Source organism: Vibrio sp. HENC-03, from assembly GCF_000305755.2.
GTDB lineage: Bacteria > Pseudomonadota > Gammaproteobacteria > Enterobacterales > Vibrionaceae > Vibrio > Vibrio owensii.
This window is the reverse complement of record NZ_JH976064.1, coordinates 26,500-47,011: the sequence shown is the minus strand read 5'-3', so window position 1 is coordinate 47,011 and position 20,512 is coordinate 26,500. Positions and strand designations below refer to the sequence as shown.

Annotated in this window: 20 protein-coding genes; 12 read left to right on the top strand and 8 right to left on the bottom strand. The window is 44.5% G+C overall.

The window, feature by feature from the left end; genetic code table 11:
* Window positions 1-242 precede the first annotated feature (242 nt).
* The 4 genes from VCHENC03_RS22925 (at window position 243) to VCHENC03_RS22940 (ending at window position 4,841) form a co-directional block, all read left to right on the top strand.
* Window positions 243-1,985 (top strand): bifunctional metallophosphatase/5'-nucleotidase, encoded by a 1,743-nt coding sequence (locus tag VCHENC03_RS22925; RefSeq protein WP_032802029.1) that lies wholly within the window; start codon window positions 243-245, stop codon window positions 1,983-1,985.
* A 529-nt stretch (window positions 1,986-2,514) separates the two neighbouring features.
* Window positions 2,515-3,534, top strand: coding sequence for a TerC family protein (locus VCHENC03_RS22930; protein WP_009704465.1), 1,020 nt, complete (start codon window positions 2,515-2,517; stop codon window positions 3,532-3,534).
* A gap of 279 nt (window positions 3,535-3,813) precedes the next feature.
* Window positions 3,814-4,005 (top strand): hypothetical protein, encoded by a 192-nt coding sequence (locus VCHENC03_RS22935; protein ID WP_005451745.1) that lies wholly within the window; start codon window positions 3,814-3,816, stop codon window positions 4,003-4,005.
* A 137-nt stretch (window positions 4,006-4,142) separates the two neighbouring features.
* Window positions 4,143-4,841 carry a DUF1223 domain-containing protein gene (locus VCHENC03_RS22940; protein WP_009704464.1) on the top strand — a complete coding sequence of 233 codons (699 nt, stop codon included), beginning with the start codon at window positions 4,143-4,145 and terminating at the stop codon, window positions 4,839-4,841.
* A 5-nt stretch (window positions 4,842-4,846) separates the two neighbouring features.
* On the opposite strand, the gene VCHENC03_RS22945 is transcribed toward VCHENC03_RS22940, so the two are convergent.
* The 5 genes from VCHENC03_RS22945 to VCHENC03_RS22965 all read right to left on the bottom strand — a co-directional run bounded on the left by VCHENC03_RS22945 (window position 4,847) and on the right by VCHENC03_RS22965 (window position 10,799).
* Window positions 4,847-5,752 (bottom strand): homocysteine S-methyltransferase family protein, encoded by a 906-nt coding sequence (locus VCHENC03_RS22945; protein ID WP_009704463.1) that lies wholly within the window; start codon window positions 5,750-5,752, stop codon window positions 4,847-4,849.
* A gap of 193 nt (window positions 5,753-5,945) precedes the next feature.
* Window positions 5,946-6,503, bottom strand: coding sequence for a PhnA domain-containing protein (locus tag VCHENC03_RS22950; protein WP_005441869.1), 558 nt, complete (start codon window positions 6,501-6,503; stop codon window positions 5,946-5,948).
* A gap of 279 nt (window positions 6,504-6,782) precedes the next feature.
* Entirely contained in the window at window positions 6,783-6,992 is a 210-nt protein-coding gene (locus VCHENC03_RS22955; protein ID WP_005435119.1) for a YgdI/YgdR family lipoprotein, read from the bottom strand.
* A 134-nt stretch (window positions 6,993-7,126) separates the two neighbouring features.
* Window positions 7,127-9,535, bottom strand: coding sequence for a VolA/Pla-1 family phospholipase (locus tag VCHENC03_RS22960; RefSeq protein ID WP_009704462.1), 2,409 nt, complete (start codon window positions 9,533-9,535; stop codon window positions 7,127-7,129).
* A gap of 22 nt (window positions 9,536-9,557) precedes the next feature.
* Window positions 9,558-10,799 carry an outer membrane protein transport protein gene (locus VCHENC03_RS22965; RefSeq protein ID WP_009704461.1) on the bottom strand — a complete coding sequence of 414 codons (1,242 nt, stop codon included), beginning with the start codon at window positions 10,797-10,799 and terminating at the stop codon, window positions 9,558-9,560.
* 412 nt (window positions 10,800-11,211) lie between these two features.
* Here VCHENC03_RS22965 and VCHENC03_RS22970 point away from each other — a divergent pair, with 412 nt between their 5' ends.
* On the top strand, window positions 11,212-12,240 hold the full coding sequence (locus tag VCHENC03_RS22970) for a site-2 protease family protein (RefSeq protein ID WP_009704460.1): 1,029 nt from the start codon (window positions 11,212-11,214) through the stop codon (window positions 12,238-12,240).
* Window positions 12,241-12,344: 104 nt separating this feature from the next.
* Here the strand turns inward: VCHENC03_RS22970 and VCHENC03_RS22975 are convergent, their stop codons facing one another.
* A complete protein-coding gene (locus VCHENC03_RS22975) occupies window positions 12,345-13,130 on the bottom strand; it encodes a M48 family metallopeptidase (protein WP_009704459.1) in 786 nt (261 codons plus the stop codon).
* Window positions 13,131-13,322: 192 nt separating this feature from the next.
* On the opposite strand from VCHENC03_RS22975, the gene VCHENC03_RS22980 reads away from it, so the two are divergent.
* The 5 genes from VCHENC03_RS22980 (at window position 13,323) to cutA (ending at window position 16,369) form a co-directional block, all read left to right on the top strand.
* The gene (locus VCHENC03_RS22980) at window positions 13,323-13,757 is read left to right on the top strand and encodes a hotdog fold thioesterase (RefSeq protein WP_009704458.1); all 435 of its coding nucleotides are present in this window, start codon (window positions 13,323-13,325) and stop codon (window positions 13,755-13,757) included.
* A gap of 15 nt (window positions 13,758-13,772) precedes the next feature.
* Window positions 13,773-14,006 carry a DUF3389 domain-containing protein gene (locus VCHENC03_RS22985; RefSeq protein WP_009704457.1) on the top strand — a complete coding sequence of 78 codons (234 nt, stop codon included), beginning with the start codon at window positions 13,773-13,775 and terminating at the stop codon, window positions 14,004-14,006.
* A gap of 79 nt (window positions 14,007-14,085) precedes the next feature.
* Window positions 14,086-15,792, top strand: a complete 1,707-nt coding sequence (locus VCHENC03_RS22990; protein WP_009704456.1) for an SgrR family transcriptional regulator — start codon at window positions 14,086-14,088, stop codon at window positions 15,790-15,792.
* Entirely contained in the window at window positions 15,776-16,027 is a 252-nt protein-coding gene (locus tag VCHENC03_RS22995) for a hypothetical protein (RefSeq protein ID WP_009704455.1), read from the top strand. The genes VCHENC03_RS22990 and VCHENC03_RS22995 overlap by 17 nt, the downstream gene beginning before the upstream one ends.
* A gap of 9 nt (window positions 16,028-16,036) precedes the next feature.
* Window positions 16,037-16,369 (top strand): divalent-cation tolerance protein CutA, encoded by a 333-nt coding sequence (gene cutA / locus VCHENC03_RS23000; protein WP_009704454.1) that lies wholly within the window; start codon window positions 16,037-16,039, stop codon window positions 16,367-16,369.
* Here the strand turns inward: cutA and VCHENC03_RS23005 are convergent.
* Window positions 16,331-16,927, bottom strand: coding sequence for a DUF2238 domain-containing protein (locus tag VCHENC03_RS23005; protein ID WP_009704453.1), 597 nt, complete (start codon window positions 16,925-16,927; stop codon window positions 16,331-16,333). The genes cutA and VCHENC03_RS23005 overlap by 39 nt on opposite strands.
* A gap of 222 nt (window positions 16,928-17,149) precedes the next feature.
* On the opposite strand from VCHENC03_RS23005, the gene VCHENC03_RS23010 reads away from it, so the two are divergent.
* Window positions 17,150-17,989 carry an isopenicillin N synthase family dioxygenase gene (locus tag VCHENC03_RS23010; protein ID WP_009704452.1) on the top strand — a complete coding sequence of 280 codons (840 nt, stop codon included), beginning with the start codon at window positions 17,150-17,152 and terminating at the stop codon, window positions 17,987-17,989.
* A 113-nt stretch (window positions 17,990-18,102) separates the two neighbouring features.
* Window positions 18,103-18,723: a DNA-J related domain-containing protein gene (locus VCHENC03_RS23015; protein ID WP_009704451.1), complete on the top strand. Its 621-nt coding sequence runs from the start codon at window positions 18,103-18,105 to the stop codon at window positions 18,721-18,723.
* A gap of 104 nt (window positions 18,724-18,827) precedes the next feature.
* Here the strand turns inward: VCHENC03_RS23015 and VCHENC03_RS23020 are convergent, their stop codons facing one another.
* Window positions 18,828-20,483, bottom strand: a complete 1,656-nt coding sequence (locus VCHENC03_RS23020) for an ABC-ATPase domain-containing protein (protein ID WP_009704450.1) — start codon at window positions 20,481-20,483, stop codon at window positions 18,828-18,830.
* Window positions 20,484-20,512: the final 29 nt, after the last annotated feature.

Here is a 20,512-nt window from a genome sequence, read left to right as displayed (position 1 = left end):
GAGGGTTCTTTTGCTTCTCCTAAGCATATATGAAATTGATCTAGGCAAGTTAAGCTCAGTTCACAAATTTAAGAGCAATCAACCTATGAATACAGACCGTTTAGGCGTACAGTCACTTTCAAATTCGTACGTAAGATGAATCTTGATCACGTTAAAATGAAATGACAATTTCTCTGTTTCATAAAATTCATGATTCTGTCATGATTCAGTTCTAATAATTAAAAGGAATGAAAAGAGAGAAGATGACAATGAATAAAAATCATAAGCCAGTCAGAATCAAACTGGCACACATCAATGACACTCATTCCTACTTTGAGCCAACGTCATTACAGCTAAAACTCAATATTGATAACGAACGTACACTAGAGCCTTACGTGAGTGCTGGTGGATTTTCACGTATTGCAACGCGCGTAGAGCAGCTTCGCGATGATGCACAGCGCCAAGGTCAGGGCATGTTGTTTCTTCATGCAGGCGACTGTTTCCAAGGTACGTTGTATTTTTCGTTATTCAAAGGCAAAGCAAACGCCGACTTATTAAACGCGCTAAATATCGATGCGATGGCTCTGGGCAATCATGAGCTGGATATGGGTAATGAACCCGTTGCTTTGTTTTGTCAGCGCACCAACTTCCCGTTGCTTGCGGGTAACTGGGACCTATCAAATGAATTGCCAACAAAAGATCACCGCATGGGTGATTGCAATAACGTATTGAGCTTCGATACGACGACTCAAAGCGCGCAATATCTGGTGAAAGAGTTTCACGGAGAGAAAGTTGCCATCTTTGGTCTGTCTATCGACAAGATGAGTGACATTGCCAACCCAGATGCCGATACGCCATTCATCTCTGCTATTGAAACGGCAAGACATACTGTTGAACAAATTCATCAGGCGGGCATCAAAAACATCATCCTTTTGAGTCACTTAGGTTATGAAGGGGATTTAGAACTCGCAGCGCAAGTGGATGGCATTGGTATTATTGTGGGAGGCCATAGTCATAGGTTACAAGGTAACTTTACAGCAATCGGTTTGGGCGAAGACGACCCTTATGGTGTCAAAGTGAATGATACTTATGTTGTCCAAGCCGGTTATCACGCATTAACCATGGGGCATTGTGTCCTTGAATTTGATGAAAACGGCAAAGCGAACATGTTAAGTGGTCAAAATGAGTTGTTACTCGGAAGACGCATTTTCTGGGATTCGACACTAAATGAGCAGCTCGACCAAGGTGTGTTCGAAGAAGCGTGTGACTTTATTCATGGTCAACCAAACGTGGTCGTTTGTAAAAAGCACCCAGAGACACAAGCTATCTTAAGCGACAAATACATCCCGAGAGTACGTAAGCTTCAGTCACAAGTGATTGCCAATGTGGCAGAGAAGAAACGTCATGTGCGTGTTCCTGATGAATTTGGTGGAAGCGAACTTGCTCCGGCAGTCGCACACTCTTTCTTGTATGCGCTTAACAAGCGTGGCCACAACGTTCAATTTGCAATTCATAATGCGGGAGGCGTGCGTACTTCTCTCAATCCGGGAAATATTACTGTGGCAGATGTTGCCGGACGATTGTTGCCATTTGCCGTTCCGATCGGTTGTTATGACGTGCAGGGTAAAGTGGTTCGCCTAGCATTGGAAGGCGCGATCAATAATGCACTGAATAACGGCGTTGAAGGTACCGGTTCTGGTAGCTACCCATATACACATAACTTGAATTTTGAATACCAAGCAGACGCTCCAAAAGGCCAACGTATTAAAAACTTAGAAATTTTTGATGGTAAGCGTTGGTGTCAGATTGACGATGAGGCATGGTATCGTGGTGCTTCGTCCGCTTATACCATGAAAGGCAAAGAGGGCTATGAGGCGTTGTTGGATATGAAAGGCGAAGGCTTCGTTAGCAACCTCTCCATGGCGGATTGCTTTATTGAATTACTTACGGATGAACCAAACTGTTTGAACCAAGGTCACAAACTTTACTCACAGAAGAATCAATAACCGTTATTGGTATCTTTTTTGCTCCTTTCCTGATGCACATGCGATTAAGAGGGAAGAGAGTATGTGGAAAAAAGATTGGGTTGACGCAGCGGTTGTCGTTGCTTGGGTCGCAGTTTGGTCAACACTGGTTTACTTTGTACCGCTAACTGGATTTTAAAGACCAACTATTCAACAAATGAGGGGCGCATAAGTGCTCCTTTTTTGTATCTGAACTGCTTCAAATTCATGACATTGATAAACATTCTTCACAAAATACTTTGTTGTTATCGATAACGATTTTTTGTTGGATATCGACGCAAGCAGGGGTATGATGGCGGCGTTTGGGGAGTAGTTAGCGCAAGTTTATTTATCGTCATCTCGTTAAGCATCAGCTTATCCGGTAAATAAAGGTGTCACTTGATTCGTCATGTGATCACTTCAACGAGACCAACGCATTCATTGACTAGCAGACACATGGGTAATGTGACTGTTGGTTTGTATTGTTTGCGGAAGGTCAGCCCGAATAATGTCCTTCCGCATGGGAGGAAGCATGTCTCTTATCGAAAATACCACCCAATTATCCCAGTCTGTTCCACTGCAAGAATCACTGACAATGTACGGTGTATTCGGCCTATTTACTTTGGTTTTAGTCGCTCTCGATATCTATCAGACTCGTGGCGGCGCGATTACCATGAAAAAAGCAATTGGTTGGAGCGTATTCTGGCTCTTATTAGCGTTTGTCTTTGCAGGCTCTATCTATTTCTTTTGGGATTATTACGCGCCTCATAGCGTTTATACTCACGAAAAAGCGACCATATCATTCTTAACTGGTTACTTGCTTGAGAAATCGTTAAGTGTCGATAACTTGTTTGTGTTCGCAATCATCTTTGCGCAATACAAGGTGCCAGAGCATTTGCGTCCACGCGCTCTATTGTGGGGTGTGATTGGTGCGTTAGTTCTACGTGCAATCATGATCGCAGTAGGTGCTCAATTACTTGCTCAATACCATTGGGTGCTTTACCTATTCGCAGCATTCCTAATTTGGACTGGTATTAAACTGGCGCGAGATAAAGGCGAAGAAGAAGAGGTGAACCCATACCCTGAGCAGTTCATTCGTAAATTCTTACCAGTGACAGAAGAGTATCAAGGTAATCACTTGATCTTGAAACAAGCAGGTAAGTGGGTTGCAACGCCAATGCTGATCGTTGTTGGTGTGATTGCGGTGATGGACGTGATGTTCGCACTGGATTCGATCCCTGCAATCTTTGCAGTAACGCGTGAACCGTTCTTGGTGTTAGCAGCTAACGTGTTTGCTCTGCTTGGCTTACGTTCTCTGTACTTTGTACTGCAAGCAATGTTGGACAAGTTTGTGTACCTAAAACCAGCGCTGTCAGTGATCATGATGTTCATTGGTGTGAAGATGCTACTGGTTGGCACGCAATACGAAATCCCAACGGTTTGGTCATTAACTTTCCTAGTGACAGTGATGACGACAGCGGTTATTGCTTCTATCTATAAGAACAAAGAAACCAATAGCTCTAGCGTTAAAATTACTAATCAAAACTCTTAAGTATTTTGTAAATTCAAAATCCTTTAAAAGATTATCTGGTTAATTAAATGTTGCAAATAAACTTGGGTTTACCTGTGTAAATCCAAGTTATTCAACTAAAGATTCGCTTTATTGAATAACTATGCGGTTAGTTGGATTTTGTATTCTTATGGTTTGTAACGGATTTGTTTTATAAGAAAAACTAATCTGAATAACCAAATTTTGTCATTTTTTGCTCAGAGAAAAAATGACTAATATACAACCAACAAAACAATTTACTGCTTTTAAAGAGAGGCAATCATGGCACAAGCAATGCAAATGACAAATGTAGCTTTACCAACCTCTATGGATAAGAAGACCTACGCGGTTAACTTCAAAGGATTGATTGCTCACTTACTAGATATTCTTTTCGTAGACAACTCTGCACCCCGCAGCTACTACGCAGAAGACCTATCTGCACACATCCAGAAAGACATCGGTATGTACCGTTAATCTGAATGGAAAGCGAATTCGAAATGCCGGCTTAATCGCCGGCATTTTTGTATCTGAAATCGCCACATCTAAAACCGCATTGAAAGCTATCTGTCGCTAGCACGGTCATAGTCAGTATCAAAGAAAAGGAGCTGTCTATGATTAACGCGATTGCACTTGCTGCTATTACCAGTCTTTCAGCATCACAAAGTTGGGTTCATGAAGGACAGCCCGCACAAGTGATAGAACTGTTTACCTCCGAAGGTTGCTCAAGTTGTCCACCAGCAGACAAATATCTTTCCACGTTCGAATCCAATCCTGATTTGTGGGGAAAGTACATTCCCGTTGCCTACCACGTTGACTATTGGGACTATCTTGGCTGGAAAGACAAATTCGCAAAGCCTGAATTCTCTCAGCTGCAACGTTTGTATCGTGCTTATGGCGCGGTAGGGAGTGTTTATACTCCGGCATTTGTCGTTGATAGTGAAGAATGGCGCGGATTCTTCAATTGGCGCAAGCGTGTATTACCCAACAACGACAATGAGAAAGCTCAATCACTAGCACTAGAACGTTCTGGCAACCAATTCACTCTACGATTTGAAGAGAATGGCACGTATGACGCAACGATTGTGTTTCTCTCAAGTAATGAAACGACACCGGTTAAGCGCGGTGAAAACCGAGGTAAAGTACTAGAACATGATTTTGTCGCATTAGAGAAGCAACAAGGTCGCTCAAAGAACGGAGAGTGGATGTTTAAGCTCAATCAGCCCATCAAGAACATTGATGCTGTTGCTGCGTGGGTGACTGAGCCAGGGACCTTTAATCGTGTGCAGACTGTCGCGGGTGAGATTCGTTAAATCAACTAGAGGGATGCCTTCCAATCCGAAAGCGCTTTGATGTGTTCTGGTCCAATACCGCAGCATCCACCTATAATGGTAGCCCCGCGCAGATGCCATTCTTGCGCAAAAGCTAGGTACTCTTCTGGTGATAGCTCTCGCATCGATTGTAATGCGCTATTGGCTTTGTGGTTAGATTTGATCGCGGTGAAGTTGTTCGCGTAAACCCCAATTTCAATGTCGAGCTTATGTTGGTTTAAAACTGCTTTGGTATCACTGACAGCTTTTGCCATTACTTCAGGTACTGAACAGTTAAAATAAACACTGATGGTATTGGTATTGTCTGCACTTTGGGCAATATGCTCAATGGCTTGGATAACGGTTTCCCCAGAGCGCAATAATGCGGTTTCCAATGAGTCATCATTTAAAGAAAAGGCATACGCAGTAGGTTTGGTGCTGCTTGTGAAGACTCTTTGTAAACACGTTAGCTCTTCTAGGCTGCATATGGTCTCTGCTAACCAAAGATCAACGTAATCCTCTTGAGCTTCAAACAAAGTCCTGAAAATGATTTCACCTAATTTGGGTTCGAACAGATCTGGTCGATAACTACCAAACGCTGGTGGAATACAACCAGCTACTTGAACGAGTGACGATGACTTATCTGCACATTCACGAGCAATTTGGGCTGCAAAGCGTGCTAGTTCACTGCCTTTCTGGTCGTAAAGTGCTTGTCCAAGGTGGAATGGCACACAGGCATAACTGTTGGCGATGATGATCTCTGCGCCGGCGTGGATAAAGTTGTTATGCGCTTGGTAAACGAATTCTGGCGATTCAATCAGAGCTTGTGCGCTCCAAAGTGGTTGAGAGAATGGGGCACCCATTCGTTTCAGTTCTCTTCCCATACCGCCATCAAGGATGGTTAACTTCTTCATACTACAATCCATCAAAATTCTTCCTGGTTGAACCTTAAATGAAAATAGCAATGAGCGAAAGTGATGAACGGAAAAGGATAGGCGAGTAAGTAGGCAGATAAGTAGTGAGTTAAATAACCGAAAGGTGCGGAACGTCAGAAACGAAAACGGGGCCCCGATTGGAACCCCGTTTAATTCGAAAGTAATGTTGAGATTACTTCTTACGGCAGTATTCAGCGATCACGTACATTGACTGACCACCGTTTGCCTTACCTGAAACAAGTTTAGGGTCATCACCAAGGCTGATACCGCGAATAACAGTACCTTGTTTGATTACTTGGTTTGTACCTTTAACTGGTAGGTCTTTGATTACTGTTACATCGTCACCTTTCTTAAGTTCAGTGCCGTTGCAGTCAACAGTTTTATCGTCAGCAGACATACCTTTCATAGCCCAGTTCATTTGCTCTTCTTCCATGTACATCATGTCAAGAGCGTCTTGAGCCCAGCTTTCTGTGTTTAGGCGAGTAAGTTGGCGCCATGCAGTTACTTGTACCGCAGGAACCTGACTCCACATGCTGTCGTTCAAGCAGCGCCAGTGGTTAATGTCTTTAGGATCTTCGATCTCACCAAGACACTTATCACAAACCATGATAGCAGTATCAACCGTCACGTTACCGTGTGGTGGAACAGCAAATGCTGTTAGTTGAGATTCAGAAGAACACAGTTCACATTTTGACTCGCAGCGAGCAAGCAGAGTAGCTTCGATAGACATAAGGACTCACCTTAGTAATGTTTTTTGGTGGCGGTATTATCCACTTTATCCTGAGAAATAAAAGGGTGTTAGAGAATTAAAGGCGAGATTTTACAATATTCCAACCTGAAAGAGGTGAAGATGTAAAATATTGGCTAAACAAATAATATCTAGAATATAAATAAGGGTGTTGATTGTTTTGAATGATGAATCAGTTGCATTGATGAATGTTATTGCTGAAGGGTAAAGTTATTCAAAATGAATGGAAAGTGCCCCCTGATTTTCAGAGGGCATGTCGTTTTATCGTTCAATAATCTGCACAACTTGGTCTTTAGAAATGCTCATTTCTTTGCCATCCACGTCCTCGTATTCGTACATGCCAGTATCTTCATTTAAGTCCGGCTTGCCGTAAGAGGTAATGATTTTCCCTTCATTCGTTGACATTAGGTATTGGCTGCTGCCGCAAGCGGCAAGAAGCAGTGCAGTAGCAATAACGGTCAATACGCGCATAGAGTTTTCCTTTTTAAACAAGTAAGTTAGACAAAGACAACGTTTTAACTATAGCAGAGGAAATATGAGTGGGTTTGAATAGAACAGAAACGAAAAAGCCCAGTCGAAACTGGGCTTTGGTTTGGTAACGATGCTTATTTAAGTACAGCGGTGTTAGTTACACCTGTTAGCGTATCGTCCATTAGGAAGTCAGCATTTTCCATCTGCATCTCTACATGATGGTCTAGGTCCGCTAACGTACCGCCAGGAGAAGCGAATGTACTGTGTGTCGCAGTTGCATTGAACTGTACAAAGCTTGCAGAAGGAGACACGGTTGTGTTCGAACTATTCACCGTTGTTAGTCCTAGTTTCGCTGCTAGAGGTTCAGTACCCGCAAACGGTGCATTGGCTACGTTGTTTGGCACAGTATCGTCACCATCGACTTCTGTCATAAGGAATGGTGTTGATAGCGAACCTGAAGCCATTAGGTCACTTGCGTTAGTAAATGGATCAACCGTATCTAGCGTGGTTTGCGCGGCGTAGATAAAGCTAGAGAAGCCAGACTCAAGTGCCGCTAATTGTGCTTCTGTTGCGACTTGCTCAAATGCTTCGTAACACGCTTTATCTGATAGATCCGCACAGGATGCATCAGCATAGCTCGCGTAGTCAGTTGATGCTGCATAAGCCAAGTTGTGTTTGATCTGTGGACCAAAGTTAGACGAACCAAGCAGTAGGTTACCAATTTGGCCACCTGCGTTTTGAATTGATGCGCCGCTGAATGTGTACAGTGCGTCTGCCGTTGGGCTACCTAATGTGTTGTTCGCCGCCGCTACAGCAGAAGTACCAACGATGCCACCCAATGAGTGACCAAGCATCTTCACTTTTGAACCCATCATTGGGTTAAAGCCTTGAAGTGGGCTGCTTGCTAGAAGGCCAGCTTGCGCTGAAACCACTAAGCTTGCACGTAGACCAAGAACATCAAGTACGCTTTGGCGAAGGTTATCACGCGCTACCGCTAGGTTAGACAGGTTTAGGTAAGCCAGTACATCCGCATTTGCTGAGCGTTGGTCATCTAGGCTACGAGTACCGTGGATAGGCAGGTCAATCGCGATAACAGCAACACCGGCTTTCACCATGTTGAACGCAAAAGAATAAGCATTTTCTTTGGCTGACGTAATACCGTGTTGGTAAATCACAACATCTGTAGGAGTACCAGTTTCTGGCGTAAACAGTAGGAACTCCACGTCTTCTAATGACTTAACCACAGGAACTGGAGAGTAGCGAGTAATAATGCGGTCGCTATCGAGTTGAGTGCCATCTGATAGGAACAGCGTAGAGCCAACCAGTTTCAACTGCTCAGTTGGATCAGTTGCTAGCTTGGTCACATCAACAGGATCATCAGCAAAGACACCAGTAGAGAGCTGTTGAACCATGTTCGCTTGCTCAGCAGGATCTGCCAAGGCAGCACTTAGCTTCGCTAGGCTAGGCATTGCAGAAACCATAGGCTGCATGTTCCAATCTGCGCCTTTCTCTAGGTAATGTGGTAGTCGCACCACACCCTGAGTGACATTCACATCGACAGCAGCGCCAGCGTACAAGCCTTTGATCGCCGTCTTAGCTGCATCCAGATCGCTGATGTACTTGTTGAAGTCTTCATCGGCATCTAGTGCAGTAATAAAGTCTTGCGTTGTACCTAACGTCATTGTGTATGCTGTTGCTAGATCTACAGAACCTTCATTCGCATCGTTCTTGTAAACCGTGTTTAGCGTATTTGCACCTGTAGCAAAGCCTGTTGCTGTCACGCCTTTTACTGCAGCAAGCGTATCGCCGACAGACTGGGTGCTAAACCATGAAGAGTAGACGATGTCAGCTGGGTTCACGCTTGCTAGACCGAAAATGCCTTCTACAGCGGTTGTTGCCGCTTGTACTGAAGCTAGGTCACCAGTCTCGTAGACAATCTCTTTTGATTTACCAGTCGCGTAGCTGCCTGAAGTGCCGATAGGGTTGCCGTTAACATCCTGAATCGCTTGAGTCACTGCGAAGATATATTCACCAGATTCATCGAGAGAATTCATGAATTGGATGTAAAGCGAGTTACCACTTGCTTGCACAACGAAATCTGTACCAAGCGTTAGTACTTTTTCAATTGGGTTCGAAGCACCATCCCAATCAGTCAAGCGTTGGTTGATCTTAATAATGCTAACGCCTGAAGTAACAAGTCCATCAGCGAAACCATCGCCGTTGAAGTTTAGGACGATAGGCATTGATGTTGACCAACCATCCATCGTGTTCATTGCCGCTAACGGGTTAGTTAGAGCATCATCACCACCGGTAGGAAGACCGAGTGTTCCGTCTGTTGTATCCATCAATAGGTAAGATGGCGCAGGAACATCCGCATTGGCACCTTGAAGTGTAAAACTAATAGACGTGTTACGGTCAAGAAGCGCTTGAACTGCTGGCTCAAACGTGACGGTATCAGATGTGCCTGAGCTAGAGGTATCGTCACCACAACCTGCAAGTAGGATTGCAGAACAAAGCAGTGATAGTTTAAACGTGTGTTTCATTGGTTTACTCCGTTAATCCTGATTATTTGAAGGTGTAGTTCACTTGAACAGCACTGATGTAAGCAGTACCTTCTGAGTCGAATGTGATCTCTTGATCTGCTGCGTTGGTTTCAGTGAACGAGCCGGACTTACTCTTAACAAAAGCAAAACCTGCATCGAAGGTTAGGTTCTCTTTCATTGCATAAGTCACGCCTGCGCTGTACCAGAAACGGTCGCTATCAGGGATACTCAATGTTGCTTCACCTGCTTGCTCGTCGTATGCGATACCAGCGCGAAGTGTCCATTGATTGTTTAGTGTGTATGTACCACCGAAGGAGTAACGGTTGTTGTCTTCATATTTCTCAGGTTTAAAGAAGCACACGCCATCAACACAGTCTTTGCTGGTTGCTTTTAGCTCTTTAAATGTGCTCCAGTCTGTCTGTTGCCATCCGTAGTGGATCGCCCATTTATCATTTAATTGATGGAATGCAGACAATTCGATAATGGATGGGAGAGAGATTTGTAAACGGCCATCGACTTTTGACGCATTAGCGATGCCAGAGTCATAGCTGCTGAATTCACCTTCATCGAAGTCTAAATCCACTTTGGAGCGGTAACCGAATCCAAAACGGTTGTTTTCATTCAATTCGTAAAGGGCACCAATGTTCCAACCGAAAGCGAAAGTATCGCCTTCCATGCCGATTAGGTTGTCAGATTTTTTGCTTCCTGGGCCAAATAACGGCGCCAATGCGCCTTTGTGGCGAGTAAGCTCTGCATGCGCGTAAACAATGTTAATACCACCACCAACGCTAAACTGTTCGTTGATGCGGTAAGCAATATTCGGGTTAATGTTAACCGAAAGTAGGGAAGTATCACCCGCCATGTCACCCGCAGAAATGTCATCTGGGTAATCGGTCGCGACACCGTAAGTGGTGAACATGCCAATACCCCAAGCCCATTTGTCGTTGATTGGGCTGATGTAGTAGCCAGCCGGAACGATTTGTAGTGGGGCAACGTCATTCGCGTGTTCTTTATGGAAAGTGTCATAGACGTTAACTTCAGGATCGACGACAGATAGCGCGCCTGAAAATTGAGCTTCTTTAAAAAGTGTCATTGCAGCTGGGTTGCGTGCTAATACGCTCGCATTGTCGGCTACTGCGCCTTCACCTGAAAATGCTCTACCAAGACCAGAAGCCGAGTGTTCGGCCACCTGAAAGCCCGCAGACTGGGCATTACACGCAAACAATATTGAAATTGTAAGCAGAGAGCAGTGCTTCTTGTTCATCCTTGACCCTCCTAGGGTGTCATTATATTAGACCGAAGTCTTTGTATTTGTTGTGTGCCTTTTACACCAGTTGCTGTCGGTTCGATTTACAACTGCAATGTAAATATAATGTTAATTGTATGTTTATTAACTTGTCAAAGATCAGACGTATATTGCGTTTTAAATTTGATGCATAGGTCAAACCGCAATTAATAAGGCCATGTATTATGGTGATATTTTTGTAAAGAATGGTATGACCAGAGTTGTTTTGTAAATCTTATGATTAAAAGCTAATCAAATACGTGTTGTTAACATGCTTTTCGTTCGATGCCATTGCAGGCATAATTCGAACTTTGTGTTTATCGCATTGGAAATCGCGTTGGAATTATTACACATTGAATTTTTAGGAAAGTCGCTCAGGCTTGAAGGCTCTATGGCAGGTTGGCAACAACTGTTTTGGGATAACACCTTGGTGTCGCAGATTGCTGCGAGCGATGATGACTCAGGCAAGACACAGCATGAGTTCAAGCTCACTGCTGGAGAGGATGTTTTACATTGCCAATTGAGCTGTGAACTAAACTGGCAACCATTTGATTTTAAGTATCAAGCGACAGTAAATGACTCACTGGTTGTCGAAGGGACTCGTGACGAAAAAGACATCGAACGCCAAGTACCGGTAGAACCGCCACCGGCAGAAAAGCGTTTTAGTCTCATTGGTATTGTGTCGCTCGGCATGAAGGCGTTGAAAAGCGCGAAGGTCATTAAAGTGGCGTTAGCCTCTGCAAGTCTTGCGGCATACTCATGGCTGTTTTCGATTGAGTTCGCCCTCGCATTGGTGGCGTGTTTAGTTTTTCACGAATATGGCCATATCCGAGCAATGAAGTACTTTGGTATGAAGACCAAAGGCATCTACCTCATCCCATTTTTAGGTGGCTTAGCGCTAAGCGATGAAAAGATAAACACACGTTGGCAAGATGTGGTTATCTCCATCATGGGACCGTTCTTTGGGTTAGTCCTCAGCATTCTATTCACCGTCTTATATTGGATGACAGGGGAGATGATCTTTGCGGGCCTTGCTGTGTTTAACGCCTTGCTAAACCTCTTCAACTTGCTGCCGATCTTGCCATTAGATGGCGGACATGTTCTTAAAAGTATCACCTTTTCAATGAATACATGGATTGGTTTGGCAGGGAGTATTGTCACGGCTTTGCTCGGCATCTACATCAGTTACACCTTCGGCTTAACGTTGCTAGGTTTCTTGCTATTGATGGGGATGCTAGAAGTGGTGATGGAATGGCGAACTCGACACCACAGCCATTTACTGCCATTAACCCGATATGGGCAACTGTTCTCGTTTGCTTGGTACGTAGTTTCCATTGGTGGCTTTATTGCCATCATTTGGTACTTCGCTGGGTTAGGAGACAGCTTGTTAGGCTTGCCTTTGCAGATCTTAGGTACGTAGACGCAATAAGTAATAACAGATACGAATAAAAAGAGCTCCGAAATGGAGCTCTTCTTGTTTGCAATTTAAGGACAGTTCTTAGCTAGAATGCCTTAGGTTTTGAATCAACCACACTTAGGGGCTTTAACGTTAGATGCTGGCAGCGTTTTAATGGTTGCCTGTAGATCTCTAATACGAGTGCTGTGCGATGGGTGAGTTGAGAAAAACTCTGGTGGTTGAGCCCCGCCTGCAACGCTCATGTTTTTCCAAAGATCGACACTTTGGTTAGGATCGAAGCCGGCCTTTGCCATAAACCCAAGGCCAACAATATCGGCTTCAGATTCTTGCGTTCGTCCATAAGGAAGAATCACACCGTATTGAACACCCACACCAAGCGCCGCCATCGTCATCTGCTGGTATTGCTTGTATTCAGACGCACCGATTGCAACATTAGCAAGTGATAGCCCTGCATTGGCTAACTGGCTTTGAGACAAACGCTCATTACTGTGATCAGCTAAAACGTGTGCAACTTCATGGCCGATGACTGTTGCAAGTTGATCTTGGTTTTTCGCCACTTTCAATAAGCCGGTATAAACACCAATTTTACCACCCGGTAAAGCAAAGGCGTTTACCTGAGGGCTATCAAACACAACCACTTCCCATTCTTTGAAGCCTGCTTGAGGCGGAATCGTGTCGGTGATTTGTTTCGCAACACATTGAACGTAGGCATTGGTCTTTTTGTCTTTACTGATTGGTATCTCTTTCTTCATTTGGTCGAATGACTTTGCGCCGAGCGATGACATCTCTTGGTCGGAAAACATCAAAATTTGGTTACGGCCAGTGGGCGAAGAGCTACACGCTGTTAGACCTGCAACGGTCAAAAGTACTGAGGCTTTAATCCATGTTCTCATAGCGGGGTCCATATAAATATTTTTTGTTTTGTACCAATAGTATAACGCTTAGTAAAGAAACGTTAAGTCATTATGTTGTTCACGTTGAGACTTGCGTTTGACCTTGAAGTCGCGATGCGATCAGGACTATGCTAGGCGCACTTTTCATAGATAAACCGTCCAGTGCGATACGGGACGAGATAAGAGCGAAAAATGAGTATTTGGAAAAAGCCAATTAACTTAGACATTCTTAACGCCACGTCAAAAAATACCATGATGGAGCATCTGCAAATCGTCTATACCGATTTCACTGATGATTCACTGAGCGCGACCATGCCTGTGTGCAGCTTTACCCACCAACCATTGGGTATGCTGCATGGTGGTGCGTCTGTTGTACTTGCGGAAACGCTTGGTTCACTTGCTGCGAATTTCTGTGTTGAGGAAGGCAGTTACTGTGTTGGTTTGGACATCAATGCAAACCATGTTCGTGCGATGCGCAGTGGTCATGTTATTGGTACCGCAAAACCTGTCCATTTGGGCGTGTCCACTCAAGTGTGGCAAATCGAAATCACGGATGAACGCGGACGTTTGGTTTGTACGAGCCGTTTGACGATCGCAGTAAAACATCCGAAAGAAAAACAAGTTTAGTAAGAGAATACTCATATGGTCATTGAATTCTCTTTAGGAAAAATCATCGCAACGCAGCGTGAAATTGTTATCAAACTAGCGGGTAGTGCGATGGTTACTTTGCAAGCACAAACTGATGCAATTCAGCTACTTGGACGTGGAGCAAATGTTGTTTTGGCTCATGGTGCGGAAACGAAATGGTCGATCAAACTCGACGATGAAGATCAATTACGCCAACTAGCGCAAGAAATTGGTATCGACATTCAATAATTTGCACGTCTGAGTTTGCACTTTTCACGAAAAATGAGGAAACTTAGTTTATCGTTATGAAAACTAAAATTTCCTCTTTATGAGTAGCCCTCGTTTACGCGTTCAGTTCGAAACGCTGTTTGAAAAATTTTCTGGTAATGACACGGATGTTCAACTCGAAGACATTACCGAAGCACTCTTTTGTACTCGTCGAAACGCTCGAATCGTCCTCAATAAACTAGAGGAAGAAGGGTGGATCGAATGGCATCCTGCTGCAGGCCGAGGCAAGCTCTCTAAACTGATCTTCAAGCGCAATCGTAGCGATGTAAGTGAGAATCTTGCACGTCGTTACTTAGACGAAGGGAAAATAGGTCAAGCCCTAGAAGCGCTCGACAACGATGCAGCTAAGCTCACTCAGGTTATTCAGGGCTATTTAGGTCTGCAACATCGACAAGGTGAGCAGGTCGTTCGTTTGCCTTATTACAGACCGCTTTCTATGTTGAACCCGCAAAAGCCAATGCGCCGTTCAGAGCAGCATATCGCGCGTCAGGTGTTCAGTGGTCTTACAAAACTCGACGACAACGAGCAGCTTCAACCCGATTTAGCGCATTACTGGGAAGCACTTTCAGATACACATTGGCGCTTCTATCTACGTCGTGGGGTTCGTTTTCATAATGGTGAACTCCTGACAACAGACTGTGTTATCGAAAGTATTGGGGCGTTAAGCGAACTCAACTTGTTCTCTCACATAGAAAAGGTCATCTCTCCAGAGCCTTGGACGGTAGACATCCACCTAGTACGCCCTGATAAGTACCTGCCACTTGCATTGAGTGAGTCACAAGCCAAAGTTTTACTACCAAGCAATCTACGTTCAGAAGAATTTGATAGAAAGCCAATTGGCACAGGGCCATTCCAAGTTAAAGTCAATGATGACAAACGCTTAATTCTGACGGCGTTTGATGGCTACTTTGCTCTGCGCCCGCTCTTGGATCAAGTTGAAGTGTGGGTGATCGACGAGGCTTACTCGTCGATGGTGTACCCAAGTTTGACTAAGCCACAAATGGATAAACAAGCCTCGACGGACGAAGTCGAGCTCGATCCCGGCTGCACTTTCCTACTACTGAATAAAAATACAGGTATAGCAAAAGACCCAAGATGGGCGGAATTTTTGAGTCAAACCTTGAACAGCTACCAAGTGTATTCCCATGTTCCTCAAGACAAGGTCATTGAGTTGGGAGTGCTGCAAGCATTTGGATTAAAGCCTGGTTGGATTGATCTTAAACCGACAATGTCCGGTGACGCGCCCCAGGAAGACAAAACCATTTGTGTCGCTTACCAAAAGAAGCACCCTATGTTTCCTGTTATCGCTAAAGCGATCAAAACCTTGCTCAAGCCACATGGCATTGATGTGGAGTTCATTCGTTACGATACTCAGCCGCCTTCACCAGAAGAAGTGGATATCTGGATCAAAGCAATGGGCATTGCGACCAACCGTAACGACGCACTTGCCGGTTGGCTGTTGGATTACAGCGATATTGATAAATTTAGTGCGGGTTATGATTTCTCTGGTTGGTCAACGCTGGTGGATCAATGGAGAGCAGGGCAACATACGGACTTTCCTGCACGAGAGTTAGGTAGACAACTGGTAAAGAGCTGCCAAGTGATCCCGATGTTCCATTGTTGGTTAGGCGTGAACAAAGACCACAGTGGTGCGCTGCAAAACGCCAAATGTAACGCCTTAGGTTGGTTTGATTTCAGTACCGTGTGGGTAAAACCGAAGATAGAAAAAGATGGCGAAACCGAATAAGAAGCAACCGACCAAAACGGTCGAGATATTTTGTGCAAAATGTAAAACGCAGCTGTTTAAATATCGCAAAGGCGGTAAAGGGGCATTAGTGAAGTGCTTTAAAGAACGCATTGTTGAAGACTTCACCAACACACCTTGCATTTGCCCGGGTTGTGAACAAGAGTTTGCAAGAGACACGTTAGTAAGAGGAACACCTGCCTACAAGATGATTGGCGGCAAGGTGACGATGAAATAAGAGTCAGTTATGAGCGAACAACATGAATACTGCATGGTATTGAGTACCGCAGGCACGCAGAAGAACCGAGACGAGATCATCAAAGGTTTGTTGGAAGGCCAACTTGCTGCTTGTATACAGACCATGGCAATAGAGAGCCACTATGTATGGAAAGGGGAAGTGTGTAGCGATAATGAGTGGTTGTTGATCATTAAGACACGTAAAGACTTATACGCATTGGTCGAAGACAAAATAAAAGACCTGCACGAATATGAGGTGGCTCAGATCGTACAGGTCCCAATTGTAGAAGGTTTTAACCCTTATCTAGAGTGGCTTCGCCAATCGACGTTGAGTTGTCAGTAGAAGCAACGACAGTATCGCACCCATGGTGTCACATAACATGTCTTTCTGGGCATCCCAAATATCGCCTTGCGATCCCAGAAAGGCAATTCCCTCATCACCGCCTGCAATTTCCGCATACCACCACTCGATGATCTCGTAGCCGGCCGCCAAAGACATAATGGCAAACAAAGCAAACCAACAAGCAAATCCAACACTGATCTTTTTCTTATTAATTAGATATTCAGCAATCGGGTAAGCGTATAAGCCAATCGAGAAGTGAGCAACACGGTCAAAGTTATTGCGCTCTGAGCCAATTAAGTTGTTGAACCAATCAAATGGAACCTCTGCAAACGTGTATTTGGCACCAATGGTGTGAAGACAAAGCCAGACAAACATCAGTACATAAGCAGTATTGCTGAATTGGTAACGAATGGAAAGCGCCCAAATGGCAATGAGAATACCGATGGCAGGAACGATCTCTGCAAACCACACCGCACGAGAGCTTGGCTCTAAGGCAGAAAACAAAAATACAACGGCGTAGAAAATCGTTAAACCCAATAAGGTAGAAGTACTTTTCATAGAGAAATTGATCCTTCAATTGAAAACTGTGGTTATGATTACACTTAATTGTACAGTGTGCAATTGTTTATTTTGTCGGGGGGATGCTTACTTTTTATGTTGATATATTGCCAAACTGCTCAACAATAAAACGTTTGCGCGTAAACATTTCATTAAAGTTTGATTTACAACATAGCCATCCATAGAATTCACCGCTCAGTCTAATAAAAAAGAAGTAAAGTCATGAAACTGGAAACTGTCGATTATCTTGCTGACGATGCTGCTCAACAGTTCGTCACCTCACTGCGCGAAACGGGCTTTGGTGTTCTTAAGAACCATCCAATTCCACAAGAGCTCGTCGAGTCAATTTACAAAAATTGGTACGAGTTCTTCTGCTCTGAACAAAAGAATGATTTCCAATTTAATGTTGAAACACAAGACGGTTATTTTCCACCATCAGTTTCTGAAGTCGCGAAGGGGCACTCAGTTAAAGACATTAAAGAGTACTTCCATGTTTACCCTTGGGGTCAAATGCCAGAGCAACTTAGAGAAGAAATTCTTGAGTACTACGAGCGCGCAAATGCCTTTGCTCAAGAGCTTCTTGGATGGGTTGAAGAGTACGCACCAAAAGAGGTACAAGAGAAATTCTCTATTGCGTTGTCTGAAATGATCAACAACAGCGACAAAACACTACTGCGCGTTCTGCATTACCCACCAATGACGGGTGAAGAAGAACCAGGCGCGATTCGTGCTGCAGCACATGAAGACATTAACCTGCTGACTGTTTTGCCAGCAGCGAATGAACCTGGCCTTCAGGTAAAGAGTAAAGAAGGTGATTGGTTAGATGTGCCATGTGACTTTGGTAACTTGATCATTAACATCGGTGACATGCTACAAGAAGCATCAGGTGGTTACTTCCCATCTACGACTCACCGTGTAATTAACCCAACAGGTGGTCGTCAAGAGAAGTCTCGTATCTCGCTTCCATTGTTCCTACACCCGAAGCCAGATACGGTTCTGTCTGAGCGTTACACAGCGCATAGCTACCTAATGGAGCGCCTAAGAGAGCTTGGCGTAATTTAAGCTAACGAGATCCTCCTTCAAAAGGCTGACGGTTTATGACTGTCAGCCTTTTTGTCTTTATGGTACAAATTGACTAGCTTTAATAACAGGTACTTAAAACGGTTAGGGGATACATGGACGAACAATTCGACGTTTGCCAAAACGGACAGCAATACATGGAAAACCCATTGTTGTGGCCGATTCTAGAAATTCTCCGCAAACAACCAACGAGCTGGAAGGTGCACACACTTGCGCAAGAGCTCAGTGAGCACGATTATATTCCTCAGTTAGATCCATCTCCGGATAAAGACCTCTTTAAGCGCAATTTCTTGTTGATGAACGCGCTCTATCAACTGCAAGAAACACTTTACCCTGACGGCTGGCTACAAGTTGAAGCGATGAACATTGTGCTAATGTCTGCAATTGAAGCTTCCCGTCACAGCATCGACATCAATGATCCACTCAGAGAATACTACCTTGATTGGAAAAATTACGAAGCCGATGAAGGCGAAGTACGTAGACTACTCAATGACTTTTGGAGTCGATATCAACGCTACATTGGTGGAAACACTTCTAGCGACTTGGACCGAGCGAAGGCGTTGAGTTTATTTGAGTTGGGGGCGGAGGCGACTCGGACAGATATTCGTAAGCAGTGGAGAAAGCTTGCATTACGGTGGCACCCAGATCGAGAGAACGGTGATGCAGATAGGTTTCGAATTCTCTGCGATGCTTGGAATGTACTGCGTAGCGGATAAAACAAACATTAGTCACAGTGTAACGTTATTTATCCTTCGACCTATCAGCTAGATAAAAAAAGGCAGCGTTCATCGCTGCCTTTTTCTGTTTGTCTTGTCCAGTACTAACGAGAAGGCTTGAACTGAGACTTACGCATGCGGTTTAGCGCTGCCATTACATCTAATGTGCGTGGTTTTGCTAAGTCACCTTGTTTAGGTAGTGTCGCGTGCCATTCGCCAGAAAGCATGTCTTCGATTTCTTTTGCTGGGTGGTTACACCAACCCGGAAGTTGGGCAATTTGGAACCACAACCAACCAATCGTGTTTACTTCATCCGCGGACTCTAGTTGTTCAAGTGCACTTAGGTCTGCGAACTCTTTACCGAAGCGAAGAGAATCTTTGCCTTTCGCGTTAACGCGGAACTTACCGTCTGTCAGAATGTTCATCAGTGCTACTCGGTTCAACGCACGAGGGCGAAACGTTTGCAGACTTTCTTCAGATTCGTTATGACGCTGAGTAGGGTGCTGAGCAATCACTTGTTTTGCTTTTTCAGTTACATCAACCGCTTGGTAGTCGTGCATTTGGATTACGGTATCTGCAACGTCTAGGTAGTCGCCAGAACCACCCATAACGATGATGGTCGAGATCTCTAGCTCATCACGTAACTGGCCGATACGGTCAACTAATGGTGTAATTGGCTCATCACCTTTTGCTACCAACGCCTGCATGCGCTCATCACGGATCATAAAGTTGGTTGCTGAAGTATCTTCATCGATAAGCAAAGAACTTGCACCAGCTTCAATAGACTCTTGTAGCCAAGCCGCTTGAGAGGTAGAACCTGATGCGTCTTGTGTAGAGAAATCAGCCGTGTCTTTGTCCATTGGCAAGTGATTGATGTAGTTCGATAGGTTCAAGTGATGAACACAACGACCATCTTCCGCACGAATCTTCATCGCATTTCCATCTGTCACGATGTATTCGCGGCCATCGCCAGGAATGTGATCGTAGATAGAGCGTTCAACGGCATTCAACAACGTCGATTTACCATGGAAACCACCACCAACAATCAAAGTAATGCCTTTAGGGATACCCAAACCCGTTACGTAGCCTTTGTTAGGCGCGTGTAGCGTAACTTGAAGGGATTCTGGCGCTTTGAACTCAACCGCGTCTTTCATCGGCAAGTCACAGTTACCTGCGATACGTGGAAGGATGCTGCCATTCGCCACAAAAGCAACCAAGTTGTTTGCTTCTAGCTGTTCACGCAGAGATGCTTGGTCTTCAATCACTTTACAGTGCTCAATCAACGCATCTTTGTTCAGCTCACGCTCTAGCGTCGCGCGACGGATAAACTTCGGCAAGTAGAAAGTAAGGATGTTGTTGGCTTTCTTACCAAGAACAGAACGACCTTCTGCAGGCAAGTTAACGCGGAAGCGAAGTTCAATGCCTTCTTCAGTGAATAGCACTGCTGTGTTGTCTAGAACGGTTTGGCCGCTTAAAGAGACTGATACTGCGTTCTCTTGTTTTGCAAACTCATCAAAGCTTCGAGCAATAAAGTCACGAGCCGCACGCTGAAATGCAGGTGATTCGTCTTTTAGCCACTCAAGACCGGTTAAAGACCACGCGCGAGTTGCACGTAGACGAGAAGCAGATGCGTATGGGTCGCCTTGAACGTAATCAATGTACAAGTCGAAATCACCGAAGTCGTATTGACCCTTGATTTGTTGGTATGCGCGGTAGTTCTGCTTTTCGATTTTCTTAAGCGTGGCAGTCAACTGATCCATGAAGATAATGGCCTTTTTATTGGAAGCGG